The sequence below is a fragment of the Halostella pelagica genome (assembly GCF_004762015.1).
GTDB classification, from domain to species: domain Archaea; phylum Halobacteriota; class Halobacteria; order Halobacteriales; family Natronoarchaeaceae; genus Halostella; species Halostella pelagica.
This window is the reverse complement of record NZ_SJES01000003.1, coordinates 265618-287724: the sequence shown is the minus strand read 5'-3', so window position 1 is coordinate 287724 and position 22107 is coordinate 265618. Positions and strand designations below refer to the sequence as shown.

The window sequence follows — 22107 nt, the reverse complement described above, 5'->3', positions numbered from 1 at the left end:
GCGCGCCGCTCGCTCGTCCGCTCGTTTCGGCGTCGGCCGGAGCTCTGCTTCCGAGAGAAGGATAACCTCCCGCCTCAACTGACCCGAGTGACGGAGTAGCCGGCGTCGCGGATAGCCTCGACGATGCGGTCCGTCTGGTCCGTCCCGCTCGTCTCGATACGGAACTGCAGGTACGCGTTGCCGACGTCGAGTTCCTCGACCGACCGCTCGTGGTTCACCTCGTAGATGTTCGCGCCGCAGTCGGCGATGATCTCCGAAACGCGGTTCATCTCGCCCGGCTGGTCGACGATGTGAACCCGCAGTCGAACGACCTGCCCGCGGTGGGTGAGTCCGTGTGTAAGCACCGTCCGCAGGTCAGTCATGCTCAGGTTGCCGCCGGACAGGACCGGGACGACGACCTCGTCGCTGACGTCGAGTCGGTCGCTTCGCATCGCCGCGACCGAGGTCGCGCCCGCGCCCTCTACCATCTGTTTGGTTCGTTCCAGCATGAACAGGACGCTCTCGGCGATCTCGGTGTCCGAAACCGTGATGACCTCGTCCACGTACTCCTCTATCAGCCCGTGAGTGAGTTCCGAGATCCCGCCGGTCGCGATCCCGTCGGCGATCGTCTGCACCGAATCTATCGTGTGGGGTTCCCCTTTCTCTAGACTCCGGGGGACGGTTGCGGCGTCCTCTGCCTGCACGCCGACGACCCGGGTATCGGGCGAGGTCTCGGCAAGCGCCGCTGCGACGCCGCCGATGAGTCCGCCGCCGCCGATCGGGACGATCACCGTGTCCGCGTCGGGGACCTGCGAGGCGACTTCGAGCCCCAGCGTTCCCTGTCCGGCGGCGATCTCCGGATCGTCGTACGCGTGGACGAAAACGCTGTCGTCGCCGACGATCGATTTCGCGTGTGCCATCGCCTCGCGGAAGTTGTGCCCGTGCAGTTCCACGTCCGCGCCGTAGCCCGCCGTCGCGTCGATTTTCGTCTGCGGCGCGTTCTTCGGCATGACGATAGTCGATTCGAGCCCGGTCTTCGAGGCGGCGAGCGCGACCCCTTGCGCGTGGTTTCCCGCGCTCGCCGCGACCGCTCTGGTCGCGTCGTTCGACGAGGATTTGACTTGCTGTAACTTGTTGTACGCCCCTCGGGTCTTGAACGACCCCGTCCGCTGCAGGTGTTCCATCTTGAGTCGGACCGTCGCTCCGGTCTCCGCTTCGAGCGATCGGCTCGTCTCGATCGGCGTTTCCCGAACGACCGCCTCGTCGTCGAATCTATCGCGCGCTTCCCGTATGTCGGACACTGAAATGGTCATGGTTCCGTTGGGTCTGTGTATTCATCGCACCGCGCCGGCGAAAACTTTGCTTATATGTGCGGCTCTATCGCACGTAATATATCCGTCGGTGTCTCTGTTCGGTTACGTTCGTTCGATAGTTTCCGGCGCTGTTCCCGCTCGAACGGGCGCTTCGCGCGTCAGTTCCTTCGAACGCGTCCCCGGGCAGAAAAGGCGTGTCCCTACGCGGACGCCGTCGTCTCCGGTTCGATGTACACCTTCTTCACACCCGGATTGTGCGCGATGAGTTCGTCCTCCAGTTGGGTTATCCGCGTGTCTATCTCCCCGGTGTCCAGCGATCCGTCGAAGGCGACGTCTGCGGTGACGAGGATCTGATTGGTGCCGAAATACACCGTCCGGAAGTCGACGATATCTTTGACGTCCCGGCCGTTTTCGACGATCTCGCGGAGTTCGCGCTCTTCTTCTTTCGGGACGCTCTCGCCCAGCAGCAGGCGCTTGTTCTCCCAGGCCAGCGCGAGGGCGAAGCCCATCAGCATGATCCCGATGATCAGCGCGCTCGCGGCGTCGTAGATGTGGTTTCCGGTCGCCCGCGTCAGGTAGATGCCGAACAGCGCGATACCGGCCCCGGCGAGGGCGATGAAGTCCTCGGTCAGCGCCGTCAGCGTCGTCACGTCGCTCGTCTTCCGGAACGCCTCGCGGAAACTGTTCCAGCCGTGCTGTTCCATTTGCTTCGTGATCGCCTCGTACGCCTTCTTGAACGCGTACGACTCGAAGAGGATAGCCCCCACCAACACGGCGTAGTTGACGAAGATGGGGTCGAACGTGACGCCGAGCAGACTGGTCGGTTCGCTGGCGCGGTGAACGCCGTGCTGGAGCGCATTGTAACCGTGGGTGGCGCTCTCCCATCCGGCGATCCCGAACAGCAACACGCTGACGAGGAAACTGTAGAAGAACTGCGCCTTCCCGTATCCGAACGGATGAGTTCTGGTCGCCTCGCGGCCGCCGTAGCGGATCCCGACGAGCAGAAACACCTGGTTCCCGGTGTCGGAGATGGAGTGGTACGTTTCTGAGAGCATCGACGGGCTTCCCGTCAGCAGGTAGCCGACGAACTTCAGCACCGCGATAGCGCCATTGGCGATAAGCGCGGCGATGACGACCGATTTGCTACTTGCCATTGTACACACCCGCGTTCGCGGCTATGAAAGAAGTACGGGATCAACTGTCAGATTCGCACCGCCACGCTCCGTCCTCGTGGACGACGCCAGGCACCGAGAGCAGGCGGGGTCGAACGCAGCCCCACCAGGATTCGGGGTCGTCGTATCCCGCCGAATGGGACGGGTAGACGTTCTCCGTGATCTCGTCGGAGACCGCCGGCCCGCCCTCGCGCAGGTGTTCGACGACGGCGCGGACGGCGTCGCGCCGCCAGTCCCGCATCATTCTGCTGGCTCCGGGAACGGTCATTCTGGCGAGCGCTCTGTCGATGTCGTCGTCCGCTTCGGCGATCCCCTCCGTCTCCCGGTCGCGAAGCGTCGCCGCCGGCAGATACCAGAGCGTCGTCGGATCGTCGTCTCCGAGTTCCTTCCGGCGAAGGTCGCCCGCCGCTTCGAGTGAAGTGAGCGCATCGGTGACGGCGTCCCGAGGTGCCCCGACTGCGGTGGCCACGTCCGCCGCCGTTCGTGGGGCGGCGTCCACGAACGCGTCGCGGACTGACTCCGGGGTGACGTCGCTCCTCTCTGCACTGTCGGCCCCGGACGCACCGCCGACGCCTCCCGCTTCGGACGCGCCGGCGTCGTCGCTCGCCTCCTCGCTCATGCTCGCCCGTAGGAAGGGGTCCCTGAAGGGTGTTGCCCTGCCGAAAGAGTGGTGACCCGGGAGTGTGAACGGGATTCCATGATCGTCGTCTGCTCGGACACGCACAGCCGGACGGGACACGAACTGTCGGAGCACATGCTAAAAGCCGTCCGCGAGGCCGACCTAGTCGTCCACGCCGGCGATTTCACCACGACTGCCGCGCTGTCGGCGTTCCGGGCCGAGAGCGACCGACTGTTCGCGGTTCACGGCAACGCTGACGACGCAGAGGTCCGTGAACACCTCCCGTCGGCCCGGACGTTCGACGTGGGCGGCGTGACGACGGCACTGACCCATCGTCAGCACGGCGGGGCGACCGCGCTGGCGATGTTCGGTCGCTCGCGGGGCGCGTCGCTCGTCGTTTCGGGTCACACCCACCGTCCGTCCGTTACGCACGCCGACGACGTGACGCTGTTGAACCCCGGAAGCCACGCTGACCCGCGCGGCGCGCGTCCGGGGTACGCGGAACTCGTCCCAGGGGACAACGTCGTCCGCGGTCGGCTGCTGGACCCGGGCGGCACGGTCGTCGACAGTTTCGAGGTCAGAAGGGGCGGGGACGCGGGCGACATCTGACCGCTGTCCGCGGCTCGATGCGACTGATGGATTTCTCGACTGAGGTCGATTAGAATGGGTCTCGGACAATGGCGGTGTCGTCATACCCGACTGACGACAGTGAACGGCAGGCGACTGGAGGGCCGAAGCAGGCTGGTGGAGGGCTAGAGGGCTCGGACTTCGGGTAGGGGTGCCAGGGAGGCAATCCCGGATACCGCATCTACACCTTCGGATGGACACCCAATATACGCAACGTAAACTCAAATCCCTGTTTTACCTATCCGCGGATAAAAGAGTTCGAGGCGGCCCGCGTCATCGGTCGACGTAGCGGAAGAAGACCCACACAGTCACGAGGATCGTTCCCACGACGAACAGCAAGAGTCCAGGCGGCAGACCAGCGTTCGTCCCCAGGTCGACCGCGGAGGACGCGCTGTCGTTCGCGGCTTCGACCGTCTCGTTGGCGACAGTGGTGGTCAGGTCCGCATCGGTCGCCGAGTCCTGGATGGATTCTGCATCGGTCGTGGTTTGAACCGTTTCCGTCGTTTCGTTCCCCCCGTTGCTGTTGATCGAGATGTCGTTTTCGGTCGTGAACTCCACGGAAGTCTCGCTGTCTCCGCCTTCGACCGTGTAGGTGTCCTCGCTGCCGTTTAGACCGCCACCAGCGTCGTCTGCATCGCCGGCGACAGCCCCACCGCCCTGGTCGCTTTCGCCACCGCCGCTCGTCGGCGGTGCCACGGCCGTCTCTCCGACGATGCTGTGGAGTGCGAGGCTCGCGGCCCCAACGATACCGACGCCCCCGAGCAGTCTGGACAGAGCCGTCTTCAGCGTCGATGTCTCCTCTTCCTGTCCGGCGAACAGGACAAGCGGCTGGTCCGCCGGAGCGTACACTTTCATCTCGCGACCCTTCTCGGAGTAGATCGTGTCCGCGACCTCGATGACCTCCGCGTCTTCGAGGTTGCCGAGGTGATACTGGGTGTTCTGGAGCGAGGTGTCGACAGCGTCAGACAGCTCCGACGGGGTCGCGGGCTCCTCGTGGAGGGCGGCGAGCAGTTCCCGGGCCGTCGTCGAGGAGAGCGCGGCGAGGACGTCGTCCGCCGCGTCGCTGTCGACGCCGACGACCCTGGGTTCGGAGTCCTCGGCCGGCGTCGCGTCCGAGGTGGAGGGCAGGAGGTCGGCCATATACCCCTGATCCCTGTCGGTCGGCATGAACTTTCTCCCTCGGCAGCGGGAATCTCTCAGTTGATCGGTGGCGAAACGTATTTGCGCCCCCCGCGAGTAGGCCGCGACATGGCTTCGGTCGACCCCTTCATCGTCCTCATCGTCGGCGCGTTGCTGACGCTCATCTTCTTTCTCTATCTGATGGTCCGTCGAACCCTCCACGGCTTTCAGGAGGGGATGGAAGACGGCCGACAGTAAGCGCGGCGCGGGCCCGGTCGCTTTCCGCTCGACTACGCGAGCGCCGCCTCGACCCGCGCTATCGTCTCCTCGATGTCCTCACCGTCGACGTTCCGGTGCGTGCAAAAGCGCGCGACAGTCTCGCCGAACTCGGAACCCAGCACGTCCTCCGTCTCGCAGGCCCCGCAGAACTCCTCGGCGGTCATCTCCGCGTCCGACGTCTCGACCAGAACGATGTTCGTCTCGGGCGGCTGGACTGAGAGCCCGTCGAGCGCGTCCAGTCCTTCCGCGAGTCGGCGGGCGTTCTCGTGGTCGTCGGCTAGGCGGTCGACGCTTTCCAGAGCTTCGATCCCGGGGGCCGCAACGATACCCGCCTGCCGCATTCCCCCGCCGAACAGCTTGCGGTTCCGGCGCGCGCGCTCGATGAACTCCTCGCTCCCCGCCAGCATCGACCCGACCGGCGCGCCGAGTCCCTTCGAGAGACAGAACATGACGGAGTCGACGGACTCGACGATCCGGGACGCCGGTACGTCGAGCGCGACGGCCGCGTTGAACAGTCGCGCGCCGTCGAGATGGACGGGAACGTCTAAACCGTGGGCGGCCTCGGCCGCGGCGTCGATGGTCTCGGGATCGATAGCAATGCCGCCCTTGCTGTTGTGGGTGTTCTCCAGCGTGAGCAGTCCCGTCCCCGGTCGGTGAAGGTCTTCCTCGACGAAGCCATCGCGGATCTGCTCGGGCGTCGGAACGCCCCTGTCGCCTCCGTCTATCGTGCGAACCTGGAGGGACGATAGCTGTGCGAGGCCGCCGACCTCCCACTTGTACACGTGGCTCTCGCGCTCGACGAGGACCTCTTCGCCGCGGTCAGTGTGCGTGCGAGCGGCGATCTGGTTCCCCATCGTCCCCGTCGGGACGTACAGCGCGTCCGCCATTCCCGTTGCCTCGGCCGCGCGACGTTCGAGTTCGTTCACCGTCGGGTCCTCGCCGTACACGTCGTCGCCGACCGCCGCGTTCGCCGCGGCCTCCCGCATCGATTCGCCGGGTTTCGTCACCGTATCGCTGCGAAGATCTATCACGGCGCGAGATTGGAGGCCGGTGGGGAAATACGTCGTGGTCGGCAGCGAACGGACCGCACGAGTTCGCTTTGCTCTTCGAAGCGTTGCCGATACTACGCCGAAGCAGTCCCCGAACCGGTAGGATGGCCGATGTTCTGGTTCGTCTCCACGATCCGCGAGAAACTGAACGTGTGGAGCTCGTCCGGTTCGGAAACCAAACGGTTTTGGACACACCGCTACCAGACGGTGGTATGGATCCACGGATCCGCGAGCACGCTTCGCTCATCGTTCATCAGGCGCTCGAACTCGACGAGGGAGACGACGTGGTGATCAAGGCTCCTCCCGTCGCCGAAGATCTCGTCGTCGCGCTCCACGAGGTTATCGGCGATGTCGGGGCGAACCCGCTCGCCCAGTACACCAACCGTGACGGCCGGGCCCTCCGCGCCTATCTCCGCTCTCACGACGGCGATTTCGAGACGCCCGACCACGAACAGGCGATGGTCGAGGCGGCCGACGCGCACATTCACATCCGCGCCAACGAGAACGTTACCGAGAAAAGCGACGTCGATCCCGAACAGAACGCCGCCTACGAGCAGGCCCAGCGGCCCATCCTCAACGAGCGTCTGACCGACAACTGGACTCTCACGCAGTACCCCGCGCCAGCCAACGCCCAGCTCGCCGAGATGAGCACCGAGGCCTACCAGAACTTCGTCTGGGACGCGGTCAACAAGGACTGGGACGAACAGCACGAGTTCCAAGAGCAGATGGTCGAGATCCTAGACGATGCCGACGAGGTCCGCATCGTCAGCGGCGAGACGACCGATATCTCGATGAGCATCGCCGGTAACCACACGATCAACGACACCTGCACCAACAACGTCCCCGGCGGCGAAGTGTTCACCGCGCCCGTCCCCGACACCGTCGAGGGTGAGGTGGTGTTCGACAAGCCGCTCTACCATCAGGGCCGCGAAGTGCTCGACGCCTACCTCAAATTCGAGGGCGGGGACGTCGTCGACCACTCGGCGAGCAAGAACGAGGACACTCTCAGGGAAGTACTCGACACTGACGAGGGAGCGCGCCGCCTCGGCGAACTCGGCATCGGAATGAACCGCGACATCGACCAGTTCACCTACAACATGCTGTTCGACGAGAAGATGGGCGACACCGTTCACATGGCTGTCGGCCGCGCCTACGAGGCCAACGTCGGCGAGGAAAACGTTCAGAACCAAAGCGCCGTTCACGTCGACATGATCGTCGACATGAGCGAAGACTCCTACATCGAAGTCGACGGGGAAGTAGTTCAGCGAAACGGAACGTTCCGGTTCGAAGACGGGTTCGACGGTTGAGTTAGCCGCTTTTTGATTCGGTTTCGACTGAGGCGGTCAGATTTTCTTTCCGAATTCGTACAGGATAATCGTTTCCTTCTGCTGTGATATATGGTATCATACATCGAATAGCTTAAGTATATGGGCTGATTGTTCATGAAGTATGACGAAGGTCGCATGTCCGGATTGTGGTCAAAACATCGCCATGCACGAGATCGAAGCCCGGACCGTCACCCAGACATCCGGATTCGCCACGAACTACCGCTGTCCGTTCTGCCGTGCTGATTTCGACGATATCAACGATAACATGGTGTAGAGCGGTCGCTGTGGGGTTTTTCTGCCGCATCATCCGAGCGTAGTCATCGGCGTAAATCAGTCCGTGGGAAGCGCCTTCGCAACCACTCAAAAGTTGGTTTTTTGAAACTATTGGTTAATATACCTAGTTAATCCAACTATACCCGGCAATAAGTTGGGAAATATTTATGAGTAAAGTTGTATACAAATGGGATGCAATGTCAAACCATAACAGACGATCGTTCCTCAAAGCGACAGGGAGTGTGGTCGGCGGTGCGGCGCTCGTAAGCGGACCGGCTACTGCCGGTGGGGGTGGGAAGACGAACGAGCGATTCCTCGTCGATCTTCGCGAGGTCTCACGCAGTGAGGTACCGAGCGACGTAGAGATCATTCATGACATCTCGCAGATCGACATCCTCGCGGCGCGGGGTGATCCGGAGGCAGTGCCGGGAGCATCGTCGACGACGCCGGATGTCGCCGTGTATCAGGACGACAGCGGACCGGCCGTGGAACAGGCCGGGCCGCGGGCGAACAGCCACAACCACGACGGTGCAGCGTCGAACGCCGAACTCCAGTGGGACAAGCGCGTTCAGGACGTCGAAAACCTGACCGATCAGCCCGAGAACGGACAGACGGTCCACGACACGACGAAAGGCGAGGGGACGCGCATCGCGGTCGTCGACTCCGGCGTCTACGACGCACACCCGGACCTCGAAGGCGTGGTCAACGCGGAGCTATCCGAGAACTTCACCACGGACCCCTACGACTTCCGGCCGAATGGGGCGGGCGACCACGGAACTCACGTGGCCGGCACTATCGCGGCGACGAACGACAACGACGGGCCAGACGGCGGCGTACTCGGTACCGCACCCGAGACCGAAATCGTCGCCCACCGCGTGTTCTCCGGCGTAGAGGGAGCGACCGGCGACTCGCTCGCCGCACTCGCCGCCGCCGCGGACAAGGGCTGTGACGCCGCGAACTTCAGCGTCGGCTACCCGCTCCCGTACGTCGACCCGGAACAGTTCCCGTGGCTGCTCGACATCAAGGCGTCGTACGAACGCGTCGCCGCGTACGCCCGCGAGAAGGGGATGGTCTTCGTGAACTCCGCCGGAAACGACAGCCTGGATATGAGTCCGGACGACGTTCTCAGCCTCCCGACGGAGGCCGAAGGCGTCTTCGGCGTCTCCGCGACCGGACCCATCGGCTGCGGTTGGGGGGACAAACACTCCGACAACGAGGAGAAGTGGCTCACCGGGGACCGCCTCGAAGAGCCGACCACTCAGCCGGCGTTCTACACGAACTACGGCGACGCCGTGGACGTCAGCGCGGCAGGCGGCAACGCGGACCTCGACGCGATAGGGAGCGTCGACGGTGCGTACAACGACCTCGTCTACTCGACGACCGTAACGACCCACTACGAGGACGGGCCGGACGACGACGACGAAGGGAGCAAACCCAGCGAAATCGTCGATACCGAACCGTCGTACGGGTGGAAAGCCGGCACGTCGATGGCCGCACCGCAGGTCACCGGGGCAGTCGCGCTCGTACGGTCGCTCCGCCCGGACGCGAGCGTCGACGAAATCGAGTCGCTCATCCAGGAGACCGCACGCATGCCGGAGGAAGGCGAAACGTACCACGGCGCAGGCCATCTCGACCTCCGCCGACTGGTCAAACGCGCCCGGTAACGGCGACCTTTCGCCGCTTTCGCAAACGCGCTTTTCTGTTGTGCGCTGGTCCGAGGTGAGTTCGACCGACGCGAAGATGGACCCAGTCGCTACGCTCGGAGATAACGGGCACGATGAGAGTTCGAACTAACTGTCGTTCGCAGGAGCGGGCACGATGGGATTCGAACCCACGACCGTCGGATGTCTTCCCCCGACACTGTCGTCTCGGGGATAGAAGTCCGACGCTCTATCCAGACTGAGCTACGTGCCCTCGGATACGTCTCCGGCACAGCGTTCAAAGTATGTTGTGTTTCGCGTCGATACCGCGCTTCAAAGCTCTTAAGCGCGCCACAGGAGTATCACGGTACAATGAGAGTTATCGGGACCGTCGGCCTGCCCGGAAGCGGCAAGAACGAGGCCGCGACCGTCGCCGAAGAGCTAAACGTCCCCGTCGTCACGATGGGTGATGTCATCCGTCAGGAGTGTCGGGACCGCGGACTCGACCCCGCCACGCACCACGGCGCGGTCGCGAAAGCGTTACGCGAGGAAAATGGGCCAGACGCCATCGTCGAACGGTCGCTGCCGGTCGTCGAGGAGGCTCTGAACGACAGCGACACCGTGGTCGTCGACGGGATCCGGTCGGGCGTCGAGGTCGACCGCTTCGAGGAGGCGTTCGGGGACGACTTCACGCTTGTAAGCATCGAGGCCCCGTTCGACGTTCGCGCCGAGCGTATCGAGGAGCGCGGCCGCGACAAGAGCGCGGACGAGGGCGGCGAGAGCCTCGAAGCGCGCGACGAGCGCGAACTCGGCTTCGGCATGGGCGAGGCGATGGAACGCGCGGACGTGCTCATCGAGAACACAGACTCGCTGGCGTCGTTCCACCGGAAGGTACGGTCCCTCCTCACCGACGGTGCCGAAGCGACGCGGGGGGAAGCATGAGCACGGTGTACAGCGTCGACGTCCGTATCGTCGCGCCCGTCAACGACACTGAGGTCACCGACCGCGTCACGGACGCGGTGACGAACCTCTTTCCCGAGGCCGAGACCGAGTCCCGGCCCGGCGAGGTCGTCGGCACGGGGCATTCGATGGAGCACTTCTCCGAACTGCTTCACCGGCAGGAGATACTCGACACGGCGCGGCGGGAGTTTTTCGACACCTTGCAGGGCGACAGCTTCTCGTTCTCGCTGAAGAAACAGGCGGCGTTCCAGGGCGTCATCAACTTCTCCGTCGGTAGCCCGGACGAACTCGGCGACATCGAGGTACGAGTCACCGTCACCCAGCCAACTCCCGAGGAGTACGTCGACCACGTCGCCCCGCCGACGGAGGAAGGCGAGCCGATAACCGAGGAATTCGAGAAGTAGTTAGTTCTCTTTTCCGGTCACAGCGTAGTACGCCGAGCGAAGGGTCACGGGCGAGACGCCGCCCGCCTCGGCGGCCTCGGCCTGGGTTAGACTAGCGTGACGTTCGCGGTCGGCGGCGTAGAGGCAGGCCGCCGCGACGCCGCCTGGATTGCGCCCGCCGACGACGCCGCGGTCGCGAGCATCGTCCGCGAACTCCCGTGCGCGGCGCTCGACAGCGCGCGAGCAGCCGAGTTCGCTGGCGAACCGCGGGAGGTACTCGCGGGGGTCGATCGGTCCGGTCGGTAGCCCTAAGTCGCGGTTCAGTGCGTCGTATGCGGCTTTGAGTTCGTCCTCGTCAGCGCGGGCGTCGGCCACTACCTCGGCGAGCGTACGCGAGACCGCCTCGACACGGCAGGTCGCGTACACCGCCGCGGCCGCAAACCCCTCGATAGAACGCCCCTGAAGTAGGTCCTCGGACTGGGCGGATTCGAACAGCGTGCACGCGCGGTCGCGGACGCTGTCGGGAAGCGAGAGCGCGCTGACCAGATGTCGGATCTCGGTGAATCCGTACACCTGGTTGCGGTCGGACTTCGACGGGATCCGCGCCCGATTGTGCTCCCGGCGCATCCGGGCGACCTGCCGGCGCTTCCGACCGGTCAGTCGCGTGCTCGACCCCGTCCCGTAGCCGATCTCGGTCGAGAGGCCGCGGTCGTGTCTGGACCGGGTCAGCGGCGCGCCCGTCCGCTTGCGGTTCGTCTCGTCGTCGCTGAACGACCGCCACTCCGGCCCGCGGTCGATCCGGTCGGCCGCGACTACCAGTCCGCACTCGTCACACACCGTCTCGTCGCCGCTCTCGTTCAACCGCCCGTCGCACTCCGGACAGCCTCGCGTCGAACCTGTGGTGCTCATTACAGTCGGAACTTCGTTCGGATGACTTATTTAAAGAACGACTCTCGCAGGAACGAACCTGGATATCGGCGAGTTGAACGTACCGGTTACCGGTACGTTCTGGTGCGCCGGGCGATAGATTCCGGAAGGTTGATCGGTGATTTTTAACAGCTGGGGCGAGCAGTTCGGCTATGGCGCTGTCGGATATCGCCGCCGGGATAGAGGTCACCGCCGAGCAGCGGGACCGCGGCGTGGCCACTGTCGACGACACCGGGGACACGTTGGCGGCGCAGTTGTCGGACTACGAGGCCGAACTCCCGTGTGATCCCGCCGCGGCGGCGGCCGTCGTCGAAGCGTACGCCGACGGGGCGAGCGTCGGGTCGGCGGGACGATCTGCTGGCATCGCGCCGATGACGGCGGCGAAGGCGCTCCACCGCCTCGGGGTACAGGGGGTGTCGCCGCTCACGCCGCGCCAGCGCGACGTGGTCCGGGACTGGATCGCCGCAGAGCTACCCCGCGCGGACGCGCTGACGCTCACTGGAGGGTCGGAGACGGAGTTCGCACTGGCCGCTTACATCGAAACCCACGACCCGATACCGGCGGCCGCTGACGCGGTCGAGGGCGTTCTCTCGGACGGCGGGTACGGCGACGATCCGCTCGACGAGACGATGAGTTCGGTCGACGACCTCCTGTAACGGTTCTCGTAGGCGTTCCGGGCCGCCGTCGCTTGCTCACAGCAGTTTTCCCCACAGCGATCACGGCGCGTTCGACAGTACTGGGCTCACAGTACGTCCGACAGCATCGACTCCTCGGGGAAATCGAGATGTAGCATCACCTCGAACAGTTCCTCGGCGATGTCGGCGACTGCGGGGCCGAACTCGTGGTCGGGATCCGCACACGCCGGGGCGTTCTCGGCACGGACGACCTCGCTTTCGGGTACTGCGATGTCCGCCTCGCCGACCGGGTCGCGTCCGTGGTTCGAGACGACGAGGTCAGCGTCGGTACCGACGTCGGCCAGTCGTCCACGGAGGCGCTGCAGCGAATCGACGCCGCGGTGCGAGGCGGGGATCACGACGCCGACGTTGTTCACGTCGGTAACTGCGGCGACCGCCGGGTTGGTCGACACCGGCGACGCGTCGACCAGCACGTGGTCGAACGTCTCGGCGGCGGCGTCGATTACGTCGCCGAACCGCTCGGCCGCGCCGGCGGTTTTCGCTCGGGCCAGGGCGGCGAACGCGGCACGGGCCGGACAGACGGCGACCCGACCGGATTGAGGCGTGTCTATCTCGACCAGCGCGTCGTCGAGCGCCGTGTCTTCGTCAGTTACGAGCGTCGTTACGTCCGGCTCGACCCGGTCGTCGACGTAGTGTGCGAGTCCTTGCGTAGCGAACGCCGCGTCGAACACCGCGACGTCGCGGTCGTCGCGGGAGAGCGTCGCGGCGACTTCGACTGAGAGTCGGGTCGACCCTGCGCCGCCAGTCGCGCCGACAAGTGCGGCCGTCTCGGTAGGCATGGGAATAATTCCCTCCGGTATCGTATAAAAAATACGTGGTGCAGTTCGGGCGTCGGGCAGGCGGCGCAGTCTCTCTTACTCCGCGCCGGCCGCGATATCGTCGGCGATATCGTCGAGTTCGTCGTCGGAGAGGTCCGGTCTGGGACCGGCGACGGCGTGGATGGGTTTGCCGCCGTCGTCCTCGAACCGTGGGATGACGTGGCCGTGAACGTGCGGAACTTCCTGACCGGCCGCCTCGCCGTTGTTGAACGCGACGTTCGAGGCGTCGGCGTCGACGGCGTCCTCGACGACGGGCGTGAGAGCGTGGAGCACCCCGAAGACGGCCGTGGCCTCGCCGCCGGGCAGGTCGCCCAGCGTCTCGTAGTGGTTTTTCGGGATGACGAGCGTGTGGCCCGGAGCGAGCGGGTTCGCGTCGAGGAAGGCGACGATATCGTCGTCCTCGTAGACGGTTCGACTGGGGATGTCCCCGGAGACGATCTGACAGAAGATACAGTCGTTGGGCATGGGCGAACGATCACCCGCAGTGGCCATGAAAGTTTCCCGCCCGAGACCGTCGAACGGCCGCCGAAACCCCGTTGGACGGACAAACAGTACGCCGGATTCGCTGACATATCCCATAAATTTATCAGAATGTGTTATAACTGATATCTAATGAGAACTAGCGACGGGGCCTCCGACGATCGGGTTGACGACACTCTCGAGGAGTTTCAGGAGGTCATCGACGCGGACGATGGTACTGTGGCGGACGACTCCGTCGAAGACGACGACGAGAGCGGTCCAGCGGAGACGTTCGGCCTCAAGTTCGGCGTGCCGCTGGCGGTCGTCGCGGTCGGACTGCTGTTCGTCGGGCCGTCGCCGATGTTCGAACTCTCGCTGGGCGGGGAGATGTTGTTCGACACCCTCCAGGACAGCGGGTACGGTCCGATACCCTACATCTCGGGGACCACGCTGCTCGTCGGACTGGCGACTGGCCTCGCGTACCCGATGTCTAACAAGGAGCGGTACGACGGATACAAATCGGAGATGGCGATCGGACTCGTACTCCCGACCGGCGCGCTGATGGCGCTACTCGTTCTCGTTGCGGTGTTCTGGCCGACAGTCCACTTCGCACTTGCCGGCGACCTCATCACCGCGACTATCTACCTCGTCATCGCGGCTGTCATCGTCGCCATCGCGACCGGCGCGTTCGTCGTCATCATCGCCGTGGGGCTTCTGGCGCTGTTGTACCTGATAATCCCATCGTTCGTGGGCGTCTACGCCGGTGCGCTGGTGGGAGAACTCGCCAGCACCTGATACTGCGTCACACAGCGTCGTCCAGCGCGTCGGCCGCGGCGTCGACGTACTCGTCAGGGTCGTAGCCGAGTCTGGCGATCCAGATGTCCTGATACGAGGGGTGCAAAAGCGGGAGGACAGTGACGCCGAGCGAGTCGCAGTGTATCGGATCGAGCACGCTGTCGACGAACCCGTCGAGGCCGCCGCCGTCGAACGCGAGCATCGTCTGGGTCGCATGCTTGCCCGTCGCGAGAACGACCTCGGGGTCTACCTGTTCGATCTCCGCTTCGAGGTGGGTCCGACAGTTCGCTCGCTCGTCGGGCGTCGGTTCGCGATTGGCTCCGTCCTCGCCCGCCGGGAAGCACTTGACGGCGTTGGTGAAGTAACAGTCGTTCGCGTAGCCGATCTCGGCGATCAGTTCGTGCACGCGCCGCCCGGAGTGGTGCGTCGTGTACGCTTTGCCCGTCCAGTTGCCGCCGCGCCACTCGTCGGCGTCCGGATCGCCCGAACCCGGGGCTTCGCCGACGACCAGCAGCGTCGCGTCGAGCGGTCCCGTCCCCCAAGAGATACGCTCGCGACTCTCAGCGAGCGCGGGACAGCGCGCACAGTTCGGTTCGAGAACGTTCCGGGAGTCGGGGAACTGCATCACTCCGTGAGCGGCATGACGATACCGAAAACGAGCGGACTGAACAGCGCGGTCAGGATCCCGAACAGTTCGAGGTCGAAAAGCAGCGTCGTTTCCCAGGAGGGGAGCGGTCCGAAGAAGGCGTTCCCGGCGGCCGACCCGATGCCGCCGATGAGAAACATGGCGACGCCGGCGAAGAATCCGAGTTTGGCGTAGCGGGGGTAGTCAGTTGTTCCGTATCGTCCCATGACTCTGTTGTCGCCGAAAACGAACAAAAGGATTGCGTCACGCGCGAGAGCGAAAAGCCCATAACGACCAGTAGTCTTCTGGGAGACATGCAAATACTCCTCGAACTGCTCGCGTACGTTCTCGGCGCGAGCGTCCTGACGGTTCTCGGCGTTCTGGCCGAGTACAGCGGTCTCCAGCATCTCACCGGCGGCGAACCTATCCTCGGCCTCTGGTTCGCCGGATTCGGCCTCATCCTGCTGTACGGCGGGACGTACCTGCTGGGCTACGAGAAGGTGCTGAAAGAAGCCGTCGGCGCGTAAGACCGACCGCATACGACGACTCGACTGATGTCCGTTTGATTTCTCGCTGTATTTCATCTACTGAAACGGCCACGCTGGCGTGGCGAGCGACAGTGAGCCATCGCCAGCGAACGGGGGAGGGCAGGCCCTCGGAGCGTGCGCTGACGACCGTCAGCGCCGCGCAAACTAGCGGACCTGGCGGTCATTGAAAGGGCGCAGCGAGACTCGCCAGAGTCGAGCAAGGGCTTTCTGTGGAACCGGTTTGCCTTTATCAGTGGAGGCGCACGTCTGATCCATGAGCAGGTTCGCGGCGGTAGACGACCAGTACGACCCCGACGTGGTCGAGGACCGCGTCTTCGACTACTGGGACGAGGTCGACGCGTACGAGCAAACAACTGAGCACCGAGAGGGCGAGGAGCCGTTCTTCTTCGTCGACGGCCCGCCGTACACCTCCGGGGCGGCGCATATGGGAACGACCTGGAACAAGACCCTGAAAGACGCCTACATCCGCTACCTGCGGATGCAGGGGTACGACGTGACGGACCGGCCGGGCTACGACATGCACGGCCTCCCCATCGAGACGAAAGTCGAGGAGCGACTCGGCTTCGAGAACAAGAAAGACATCGAGGAGTTCGGCGAGGAGAACTTCATCCAGGAGTGCAAGGAGTACGCGAACGAGCAACTCGAAGGCCTCCAGAACGACTTCAAGTCCTTCGGCGTCTGGATGGACTGGGACGACCCGTACAAGACGGTAAACCCCGAGTACATGGAGGCCGCGTGGTGGGGGTTCAAGCAGGCCCACGAGCGTGGTCTCGTCGAGCAGGGCCAGCGCTCCATCTCGCAGTGCCCGCGCTGTGAAACCGCTATCGCCAACAACGAAGTCGAATACGACGACGTCGAGGACCCCTCCGTCTACGTGAAGTTCCCGCTGAAAGACCGAGACGGGTCGCTCGTCATCTGGACGACGACGCCGTGGACCATCCCGGCGAACACGTTCGTCGCGGTCGACGGCGACGTGACGTACCAGGGCGTCCGCGCCGAAAAGAGCGCGGACTCGTCCGCGAACCGGAGCGGCGAAGCCGCGGGGGACAGCGAGGAGGTCCTCTATCTGGCCGAGGACTGCGTCGAGGACGTGCTCCGTCAGGGCCGTTACGACGACTACGAGGTCGTCGAGGAGGTCACCGGCGAGGAGATGGTCGGCTGGGAGTACGACCACCCGCTCGCCGACGAGGTGCCCGACCACCCATCGGGCGAGGACGCGCTACAGGTGTACACCGCAGACTACGTCGAGGTCGACCGGACCGGCCTCGTCCACTCCGCGCCGGGCCACGGTGAGGAGGACTTCGAGCGCGGCCGCGAACTCGGCCTCGACATCTTCTGTCCGGTCGACGGCGACGGCGTGTACGACGGCAGCGGCGGCGACTACGCCGGCCAGTTCGTCAAAGACGCCGACGACGACATCATCGCCGACCTGCAGGAGAAGGGGCTGATGCTCGACGCCGGGACGACCCACCACAGCTACGGCCACTGCTGGCGCTGTGACACCGGCATCATACAGATCGTCACCGACCAGTGGTTCATCACGATCACCGACATCAAGGACGAACTGCTTTCTAACATCGAGGACAGCGAGTGGCACCCGCAGTGGGCGCGGGACAACCGCTTCCGGGACTTCGTCGAGGACGCTCCCGACTGGAACGTCTCCCGTCAGCGCTACTGGGGGATCCCGATCCCGATCTGGACGCCCGAGGACTGGGACGGCAGCATGAGCGACGTGGTCGTCGTCGGCGACCGCGAGGAACTCGCCGAGCGCGTCGACCAGTCCGTCGACCCCGAGGACGTGGACCTCCACAAAGGTACCGTCGATGACCTCACCATCTCGGAGAACGGCACCACCTACACCCGCGTCGGCGACGTGTTCGACGTGTGGCTGGACTCCTCGGTGGCGACGTGGGGCACCCTCGACTACCCGTCGAACGAGGACGATTTCGAGGAACTGTGGCCCGCCGACCTCATCATGGAGGCCCACGACCAGACCCGTGGCTGGTTCTGGTCGCAACTCGGGATGGCCACCGCAGCGATGGACGAGATCCCGTACAAGGAAGTGCTGATGCACGGGTACGCCAACATGCCCGACGGCCGCGGCATGTCCAAGTCCAAGGGCATCACCGTCGAACCGAACGAGGTCATCGAGGAGTACGGCGCGGACCCGATGCGGTTGTTCCTCCTGTCGGTAAACCCGCAGGGCGACGACATGCGCTTCTCGTGGGACGAGACCGAGAACATGCAGCGGGACCTCAACATCCTCTGGAACGTGTTCCGGTTCCCGCTACCGTACATGCGCCTCGACGGCTTCGACCCCGAGGAGACCACGCTCGACTCGGTCGGGGAGGACCTCCACCTCGTCGACGAGTGGGTGCTCGCTCGCCTCCAGTCGGTCGTCGCCGAGATGAGCGACCACTGGGAGGACTACCAGCAGGACAAGGCGCTCGACGCGCTCCTGGAGTTCGTCGTCGACGACGTCTCCCGGTTCTACATCCAGGTCGTCCGCGAACGGATGTGGGAAGAAGAGGACAGCGCCTCGAAGCAGGCGGCGTACGCCACCTTCTACGAGGTGCTGTCGACGGTGGTCAAACTGCTCGCGCCGTACGCGCCCTTTGCCGCCGAGGAGATATACGGCACGCTCACGGGCGACGACGGCCACGACACCGTTCACATGTCCGACTGGCCCGAGGTCGACGAGCGCTGGCACGACGAACAGTTAGAGACTGACGTCGGTCTCCTGCGCGCCGTCGAGGAGGCGGGGTCGAACGCCCGTCAGCAGGCCGAGCGAAAACTCCGCTGGCCCGTCCAGCGGATCGTCGTCGCGGCGGACGACGACCGCCTCGCCGAGGCCGTTTCCCGCCACCGCGACCTGCTCGCCGACCGCCTGAACGCTCGTGCGGTCGAACTCGTCCGTGCCGACGAGGAGTGGGGCGAACTGGAGTACAGCGCCCGCGCCGACATGAGCGAACTCGGCCCCGCCTTCGGCGACCGCGCCGGCGAGGTGATGAACGCGCTCAACGAGGCCCGCATCGACGACCCCTCGTTAGACGCGCTCCAATCCGCCGTCAGCGACGTGCTGGAGGGCGAGGAACTCACCGCGGAGATGGTCGAGTTCGTCACCGAGACGCCGGACGGCGTCACCGGAACTGCGGTCGAGGACGACGGCGACGAGCGCGGCGTCGTCTACGTCGACACGTCGCTCACCGAGGACATCGAGAGCGAGGGCTACGCGCGCGAGGTTATCCGCCGGGTTCAGGAGATGCGCAAAGACCTCGAACTCGACATCGAGGAGCGCATCCGCCTCGACTTCGCCGTCGACGACGCCCGCGTCGCCGACCTGATCGAACGCCGCGAGGACCTCGTCCGAGAGGAGGTCCGCGCCGACGAACTCGGTCCCGTCGAGGACGGCCACCGCAAGGAATGGGACGTGGAAGGCGTAGAGATGGAGATAGCGATCGAGCCGCACGAGGCCGACCAGCAGGAGGCCTCGGAACGGGCGAGCGGCGACTGACGGGAGCCGCGAGCCGCTGGCGACCGCGGAAGCGTCGGATTAAACGGACGGCGGTGTCGCCGGGCTTTCACTGCGGTCGAGTAGTTCGCCGTGAGTCTCGGACGAGCGGGAAACGCTCGTCCACAAAGCCCTTGTTCTATCCGTTTTCGTATACGTACGTGTATCTGAGAGGCGTCGTCGTCTTCCTGCTGCTCGTTTCACTGCCGGCAACCGTCGCCGCAGGGGGTGCGCCGTCAGCCCGTGCGGACGTGCCGGCCGCGGACGCGCCGCCCGCCGCGACGGCGGACGCTGCCCCGTCGTCCGCCGGGAACGTTCGGAGTCCAGCGAGTGCGAGTACCGCGTCGAACGCGTCGAATTCGCGGAACGCCTCGGCCGCCGATCCACTCGTTCGGACGCTCTCGCTCGCCCTCACGCCGGCGGAGCCAGGGAGCATCGAAGCGAGGGTTCGGTTTCAAGTGCCCGACCGGGTGAGCGGCGTCACGGTCGCGATCCCGGACGAGGCCACGGTGACGTCGACCCGCGGATTCAGTCGGGCCGAGGGCAACGAGTACGAGTGGGACGGGAGGACATCTCGCCCCGCGGTCACCTTCGACCACCCGGCGAACGAGACGGGCGAGACGCGGCGCGCGATAAACGTCACAGGGAGCGAGGGCGGTGACGGCGGGGGCAACCACGTGGACGGGTCGGGTCACTACGAGGGAGGCGAAGGGACACACACCGCCGACCGCTCGCGCGTGGCGACCCACACGCACCTCGACGGAGACCTCGCCGACGCGGAATACGTGTTCGTCGACACCGGCGACTGGGCCGTGGTGCGGGTACCCCAACTGCGGACGGGCTGGAACTACCGCGGCGAGGACGTGACGCTCGACAGGCGAACTGTCGTCGACGGCGACGGCGCGACCGGCGGAGAAGTCGCCTTTCTCGGTCCGTCCGAGGAGCACGTCCGCGAGGTGGACGGTCAGCGGATCCGGCTGATCGTTCCCGAGGCGGCGTCGATGGCCGAGTCGCCAGGGGCCGTTCTCGACTCGCTCGACGACGCCAGCGGCCGCCTCCGCGTCGGCGCGCGCGACGAGGTGCCGTTTTTCGTCGCGGCTCCGACGACGACGAACTGGGCGGCCCGTGGCCTCCAGTTCGGCCCGGACGACGCCTGGGTGCTCGCGGATTCGCGACTCGCCTCGCCGGACAACGTCTGGATCCACGAGTACGTCCACACCCGGCAGGCGTACCAGACAACGGCGGAGACGCAGTGGCTGATCGAGGGCGGCGCAGAGTACTACGCCGCGCTCTACGCGTTCGAGCAGGGCCGCATCGATTTCCGGACGTTCCGCGACCACTTGCGTAACGGCGAACGGAGCCCGTACGCCGGATCCGTGCTTGCGGACCCGACGACCTGGCAGCGAACCAACGCGAACTACGTGAAGGGGGCGCTCGCGGTCGGCGCGGTCGATTACCACGCTCGCGTTGCGAGCGACCGACGCCGGAACTTCGGCGTGGTGTTTCGCAGACTCAACGAGTACGAGCGGGTCACGTCTGGCGACTTCTACGACGCGGTGAATGCCTCCGGCGGCCCCGCGGTTCGAGAGCGGACTCGCGAGTTCGTCGAGACGGACGCGGTTCCGACAGTCTGGAGCGCAGCGGATCACGCCGCGACGTTCGACTCTTCGCCGGCGATCCTCTCGGCGTCTATCGACTCGTTCCGGGTCGACGGCCCGTCGCGAAACCGGACCGTGACCGCGCCCCCGACGCTCGTCCCCGGCGAGCGCCTCACCGCGACCGTATCCGTCGAAAACGACGGCGGCCGGACGGGCGAGTTCGCCGTCGCGATGACTGTCGACGGGGAGCGCGTCGCCGCCAGACACGTCACGCTTGACCCGGGTGAGCGCGCGGCGGTCGTTCTGGCGACGGTGTTCGACCGACCTGGAACGTATCGTATCGAGGTCGAAGGCACCGAACGGACCGTCGAGGTCCGAGAGTCGGCGACGCCCGCTGTCACCGATATCCGGGTCGACCCTGCGTCACCCACGGCTGGCGAGTCAGTCCGACTGATCGCGACCGTGTCGAACGGTGCCGACCGCCCCGCCGACGGGGACGTTGCTTTCCGCGTCGACGGTCAACGGGTCGCGCTGCGTTCGGTCGCGCTCGATGTCGACGAGGAAGATACCGTGACGGCGAACGTCACTCTCCCGTCCGGAGAGGTGCGAGTGAGCGCCGGCGACGCGGAGCGAACGGTCGACGTCGCGGGGAAACGCACCGTCGACACACCCGGATTCGGCGCGATGCTCGCGGCGCTTGCGATACTCGCGACTGCGCTCTTACTCGGCCGTAGCGTCCGATAGAACGGCGTGCGGCCGTATACCTGGGCGCGGCCCGCCGTCACTCGACGGTCGCCGAAGTGGCACTCACTCGCGGACGACGGTCAGGTCACAGCGGTCGTCGCCGTCGAGCAGGCACGCGTCTTCCTCGATGGTGACCGTCTCGTCGTACTCGCCGGCGATGCCGAGAACGATCCCTTTCGCAAGCGGACACATCTCGCGGTCAGATCGGTACGTGACCGTCACCGTCTCCTCGTCGACGCGTTCGGTGTCGACCGCCGGCGGATCCGTTTCGTCGTTGCCGGTCCGTATCTGTTCGTAGATCGTCTCCAGGTTGCTGAGAAGGTCGAGCGTCGTCCAGTCGTCCCGGACGTGGGCCTTGAACGTGTCGAGCAGCGCCGGTGCGAGATGCTCGCCGAAGGTGCGCTGGAGCGACGCCTCAGTTTGGTCCGTCCGGTCGGCGATGGTATCGAAGATGGCGTCTAACTCCTCGTCAGGATAGTGCGACACCGGGAGGTAGAGCTTCGGTTCGATACCCGACTCGTCCATGATCACCTCCCAGGCGCCGTCAGTCATCCGGTCTTCGACGAACCCTTTCAGCGACTTGTGAATGATCCCGTGCATATCTCACTTCGCCCCCCACGCACGCGTACTGTCCACACACTTACCA

The 22107-nt window shown here is 65.1% G+C and carries 23 protein-coding genes and 1 tRNA gene; 12 read left to right on the top strand and 12 right to left on the bottom strand.

All coding sequences use genetic code 11. From position 1 onward, the window contains the following. Positions 1-74: 74 nt before the first annotated feature. The 3 genes from ilvA to EYW42_RS09610 all read right to left on the bottom strand — a co-directional run bounded on the left by ilvA (position 75) and on the right by EYW42_RS09610 (position 3083). Positions 75-1292, bottom strand: a complete 1218-nt coding sequence (ilvA, locus tag EYW42_RS09620) for a threonine ammonia-lyase (RefSeq protein ID WP_135535048.1) — start codon at positions 1290-1292, stop codon at positions 75-77. Between the two features lie 200 nt (positions 1293-1492). After that, complete coding sequence (locus tag EYW42_RS09615; RefSeq protein ID WP_135535047.1) at positions 1493-2446, bottom strand: cation diffusion facilitator family transporter; 954 nt, start codon at positions 2444-2446, stop codon at positions 1493-1495. Positions 2447-2486: 40 nt separating this feature from the next. Next, the gene (locus tag EYW42_RS09610) at positions 2487-3083 is read right to left on the bottom strand and encodes a hypothetical protein (RefSeq protein ID WP_135535046.1); all 597 of its coding nucleotides are present in this window, start codon (positions 3081-3083) and stop codon (positions 2487-2489) included. Between the two features lie 78 nt (positions 3084-3161). Here EYW42_RS09610 and EYW42_RS09605 point away from each other — a divergent pair, with 78 nt between their 5' ends. Further along, entirely contained in the window at positions 3162-3692 is a 531-nt protein-coding gene (locus tag EYW42_RS09605; protein ID WP_135535045.1) for a metallophosphoesterase, read from the top strand. 291 nt (positions 3693-3983) lie between these two features. On the opposite strand, the gene EYW42_RS20530 is transcribed toward EYW42_RS09605, so the two are convergent. Further along, positions 3984-4877, bottom strand: a complete 894-nt coding sequence (locus EYW42_RS20530; RefSeq protein ID WP_237561301.1) for an ArsR/SmtB family transcription factor — start codon at positions 4875-4877, stop codon at positions 3984-3986. An 81-nt stretch (positions 4878-4958) separates the two neighbouring features. On the opposite strand from EYW42_RS20530, the gene EYW42_RS20330 reads away from it, so the two are divergent. Continuing rightward, positions 4959-5087 carry a DUF7859 family protein gene (locus tag EYW42_RS20330; RefSeq protein ID WP_259371287.1) on the top strand — a complete coding sequence of 43 codons (129 nt, stop codon included), beginning with the start codon at positions 4959-4961 and terminating at the stop codon, positions 5085-5087. Between the two features lie 32 nt (positions 5088-5119). Here the strand turns inward: EYW42_RS20330 and EYW42_RS09595 are convergent, their stop codons facing one another. Then, positions 5120-6139, bottom strand: coding sequence for a threonine aldolase family protein (locus tag EYW42_RS09595; protein WP_135535044.1), 1020 nt, complete (start codon positions 6137-6139; stop codon positions 5120-5122). A 230-nt stretch (positions 6140-6369) separates the two neighbouring features. On the opposite strand from EYW42_RS09595, the gene EYW42_RS09590 reads away from it, so the two are divergent. The 3 genes from EYW42_RS09590 to EYW42_RS09585 all read left to right on the top strand — a co-directional run bounded on the left by EYW42_RS09590 (position 6370) and on the right by EYW42_RS09585 (position 9422). Next, entirely contained in the window at positions 6370-7464 is a 1095-nt protein-coding gene (locus EYW42_RS09590) for an aminopeptidase (RefSeq protein WP_135535043.1), read from the top strand. 142 nt (positions 7465-7606) lie between these two features. Continuing rightward, the gene (locus tag EYW42_RS19790; RefSeq protein WP_202613861.1) at positions 7607-7759 is read left to right on the top strand and encodes a hypothetical protein; all 153 of its coding nucleotides are present in this window, start codon (positions 7607-7609) and stop codon (positions 7757-7759) included. 196 nt (positions 7760-7955) lie between these two features. Further along, a complete protein-coding gene (locus tag EYW42_RS09585; protein WP_135535042.1) occupies positions 7956-9422 on the top strand; it encodes a S8 family serine peptidase in 1467 nt (488 codons plus the stop codon). Between the two features lie 146 nt (positions 9423-9568). On the opposite strand, the gene EYW42_RS09580 is transcribed toward EYW42_RS09585, so the two are convergent. After that, positions 9569-9672: transfer RNA gene (locus EYW42_RS09580), tRNA-Arg, on the bottom strand. A gap of 98 nt (positions 9673-9770) precedes the next feature. On the opposite strand from EYW42_RS09580, the gene EYW42_RS09575 reads away from it, so the two are divergent. Then, positions 9771-10340, top strand: a complete 570-nt coding sequence (locus EYW42_RS09575; RefSeq protein WP_135535041.1) for an AAA family ATPase — start codon at positions 9771-9773, stop codon at positions 10338-10340. Further along, a complete protein-coding gene (locus EYW42_RS09570; RefSeq protein ID WP_135535040.1) occupies positions 10337-10762 on the top strand; it encodes an RNA-binding domain-containing protein in 426 nt (141 codons plus the stop codon). Before EYW42_RS09575 ends, EYW42_RS09570 begins: the two co-directional genes overlap by 4 nt. Here EYW42_RS09570 and EYW42_RS09565 read toward each other — a convergent pair whose 3' ends face one another. Then, entirely contained in the window at positions 10763-11650 is an 888-nt protein-coding gene (locus EYW42_RS09565) for a transcription initiation factor IIB (RefSeq protein ID WP_135535039.1), read from the bottom strand. 170 nt (positions 11651-11820) lie between these two features. On the opposite strand from EYW42_RS09565, the gene EYW42_RS09560 reads away from it, so the two are divergent. Further along, positions 11821-12324: a DUF7858 family protein gene (locus EYW42_RS09560; RefSeq protein ID WP_135535038.1), complete on the top strand. Its 504-nt coding sequence runs from the start codon at positions 11821-11823 to the stop codon at positions 12322-12324. 86 nt (positions 12325-12410) lie between these two features. Here EYW42_RS09560 and EYW42_RS09555 read toward each other — a convergent pair whose 3' ends face one another. Further along, a complete protein-coding gene (locus EYW42_RS09555) occupies positions 12411-13142 on the bottom strand; it encodes an AAA family ATPase (protein WP_135535037.1) in 732 nt (243 codons plus the stop codon). Between the two features lie 75 nt (positions 13143-13217). Further along, positions 13218-13646 carry an HIT family protein gene (locus tag EYW42_RS09550; RefSeq protein ID WP_135535036.1) on the bottom strand — a complete coding sequence of 143 codons (429 nt, stop codon included), beginning with the start codon at positions 13644-13646 and terminating at the stop codon, positions 13218-13220. Between the two features lie 147 nt (positions 13647-13793). Between EYW42_RS09550 and EYW42_RS09545 the strand changes: the two genes are divergently transcribed. Continuing rightward, positions 13794-14435 (top strand): hypothetical protein, encoded by a 642-nt coding sequence (locus EYW42_RS09545; RefSeq protein WP_135535035.1) that lies wholly within the window; start codon positions 13794-13796, stop codon positions 14433-14435. A 7-nt stretch (positions 14436-14442) separates the two neighbouring features. Here the strand turns inward: EYW42_RS09545 and EYW42_RS09540 are convergent, their stop codons facing one another. Together EYW42_RS09540 and EYW42_RS09535 are read right to left on the bottom strand one after the other, a co-directional pair. Further along, positions 14443-15060 (bottom strand): uracil-DNA glycosylase, encoded by a 618-nt coding sequence (locus EYW42_RS09540; protein ID WP_135535034.1) that lies wholly within the window; start codon positions 15058-15060, stop codon positions 14443-14445. Then, the gene (locus EYW42_RS09535; RefSeq protein ID WP_135535033.1) at positions 15060-15287 is read right to left on the bottom strand and encodes a DUF7860 family protein; all 228 of its coding nucleotides are present in this window, start codon (positions 15285-15287) and stop codon (positions 15060-15062) included. The genes EYW42_RS09540 and EYW42_RS09535 overlap by 1 nt, the downstream gene beginning before the upstream one ends. Positions 15288-15374: 87 nt before the next feature. On the opposite strand from EYW42_RS09535, the gene EYW42_RS09530 reads away from it, so the two are divergent. The 3 genes from EYW42_RS09530 to EYW42_RS09520 all read left to right on the top strand — a co-directional run bounded on the left by EYW42_RS09530 (position 15375) and on the right by EYW42_RS09520 (position 21461). Then, positions 15375-15587: a hypothetical protein gene (locus EYW42_RS09530; protein WP_135535032.1), complete on the top strand. Its 213-nt coding sequence runs from the start codon at positions 15375-15377 to the stop codon at positions 15585-15587. Between the two features lie 274 nt (positions 15588-15861). Next, positions 15862-19122, top strand: a complete 3261-nt coding sequence (gene ileS, locus EYW42_RS09525) for an isoleucine--tRNA ligase (RefSeq protein ID WP_135535031.1) — start codon at positions 15862-15864, stop codon at positions 19120-19122. 158 nt (positions 19123-19280) lie between these two features. Further along, positions 19281-21461 (top strand): PGF-CTERM sorting domain-containing protein, encoded by a 2181-nt coding sequence (locus EYW42_RS09520; RefSeq protein ID WP_135535030.1) that lies wholly within the window; start codon positions 19281-19283, stop codon positions 21459-21461. A gap of 63 nt (positions 21462-21524) precedes the next feature. Here the strand turns inward: EYW42_RS09520 and EYW42_RS09515 are convergent, their stop codons facing one another. Then, positions 21525-22061 carry a heme NO-binding domain-containing protein gene (locus EYW42_RS09515; protein WP_135535029.1) on the bottom strand — a complete coding sequence of 179 codons (537 nt, stop codon included), beginning with the start codon at positions 22059-22061 and terminating at the stop codon, positions 21525-21527. Positions 22062-22107 lie beyond the last annotated feature (46 nt).

What these genes read in the sequence shown, in the direction of transcription:
- ilvA (WP_135535048.1), bottom strand. Translation starts at nt 1,292, where the DNA reads ATGACCATTTCAGTGTCCGACATACGGGAAGCGCGCGATAGATTCGAC.
- EYW42_RS09615 (WP_135535047.1), bottom strand. Translation starts at nt 2,446, where the DNA reads ATGGCAAGTAGCAAATCGGTCGTCATCGCCGCGCTTATCGCCAATGGC.
- EYW42_RS09610 (WP_135535046.1), bottom strand. Translation starts at nt 3,083, where the DNA reads ATGAGCGAGGAGGCGAGCGACGACGCCGGCGCGTCCGAAGCGGGAGGC.
- EYW42_RS09605 (WP_135535045.1), top strand. Translation starts at nt 3,162, where the DNA reads ATGATCGTCGTCTGCTCGGACACGCACAGCCGGACGGGACACGAACTG.
- EYW42_RS20530 (WP_237561301.1), bottom strand. Translation starts at nt 4,877, where the DNA reads ATGCCGACCGACAGGGATCAGGGGTATATGGCCGACCTCCTGCCCTCC.
- EYW42_RS20330 (WP_259371287.1), top strand. Translation starts at nt 4,959, where the DNA reads ATGGCTTCGGTCGACCCCTTCATCGTCCTCATCGTCGGCGCGTTGCTG.
- EYW42_RS09590 (WP_135535043.1), top strand. Translation starts at nt 6,370, where the DNA reads ATGGATCCACGGATCCGCGAGCACGCTTCGCTCATCGTTCATCAGGCG.
- EYW42_RS19790 (WP_202613861.1), top strand. Translation starts at nt 7,607, where the DNA reads ATGACGAAGGTCGCATGTCCGGATTGTGGTCAAAACATCGCCATGCAC.
- EYW42_RS09585 (WP_135535042.1), top strand. Translation starts at nt 7,956, where the DNA reads ATGTCAAACCATAACAGACGATCGTTCCTCAAAGCGACAGGGAGTGTG.
- EYW42_RS09575 (WP_135535041.1), top strand. Translation starts at nt 9,771, where the DNA reads ATGAGAGTTATCGGGACCGTCGGCCTGCCCGGAAGCGGCAAGAACGAG.
- EYW42_RS09570 (WP_135535040.1), top strand. Translation starts at nt 10,337, where the DNA reads ATGAGCACGGTGTACAGCGTCGACGTCCGTATCGTCGCGCCCGTCAAC.
- EYW42_RS09565 (WP_135535039.1), bottom strand. Translation starts at nt 11,650, where the DNA reads ATGAGCACCACAGGTTCGACGCGAGGCTGTCCGGAGTGCGACGGGCGG.
- EYW42_RS09560 (WP_135535038.1), top strand. Translation starts at nt 11,821, where the DNA reads ATGGCGCTGTCGGATATCGCCGCCGGGATAGAGGTCACCGCCGAGCAG.
- EYW42_RS09555 (WP_135535037.1), bottom strand. Translation starts at nt 13,142, where the DNA reads ATGCCTACCGAGACGGCCGCACTTGTCGGCGCGACTGGCGGCGCAGGG.
- EYW42_RS09550 (WP_135535036.1), bottom strand. Translation starts at nt 13,646, where the DNA reads ATGCCCAACGACTGTATCTTCTGTCAGATCGTCTCCGGGGACATCCCC.
- EYW42_RS09545 (WP_135535035.1), top strand. Translation starts at nt 13,794, where the DNA reads ATGAGAACTAGCGACGGGGCCTCCGACGATCGGGTTGACGACACTCTC.
- EYW42_RS09540 (WP_135535034.1), bottom strand. Translation starts at nt 15,060, where the DNA reads ATGCAGTTCCCCGACTCCCGGAACGTTCTCGAACCGAACTGTGCGCGC.
- EYW42_RS09535 (WP_135535033.1), bottom strand. Translation starts at nt 15,287, where the DNA reads ATGGGACGATACGGAACAACTGACTACCCCCGCTACGCCAAACTCGGA.
- EYW42_RS09530 (WP_135535032.1), top strand. Translation starts at nt 15,375, where the DNA reads ATGCAAATACTCCTCGAACTGCTCGCGTACGTTCTCGGCGCGAGCGTC.
- ileS (WP_135535031.1), top strand. Translation starts at nt 15,862, where the DNA reads ATGAGCAGGTTCGCGGCGGTAGACGACCAGTACGACCCCGACGTGGTC.
- EYW42_RS09515 (WP_135535029.1), bottom strand. Translation starts at nt 22,061, where the DNA reads ATGCACGGGATCATTCACAAGTCGCTGAAAGGGTTCGTCGAAGACCGG.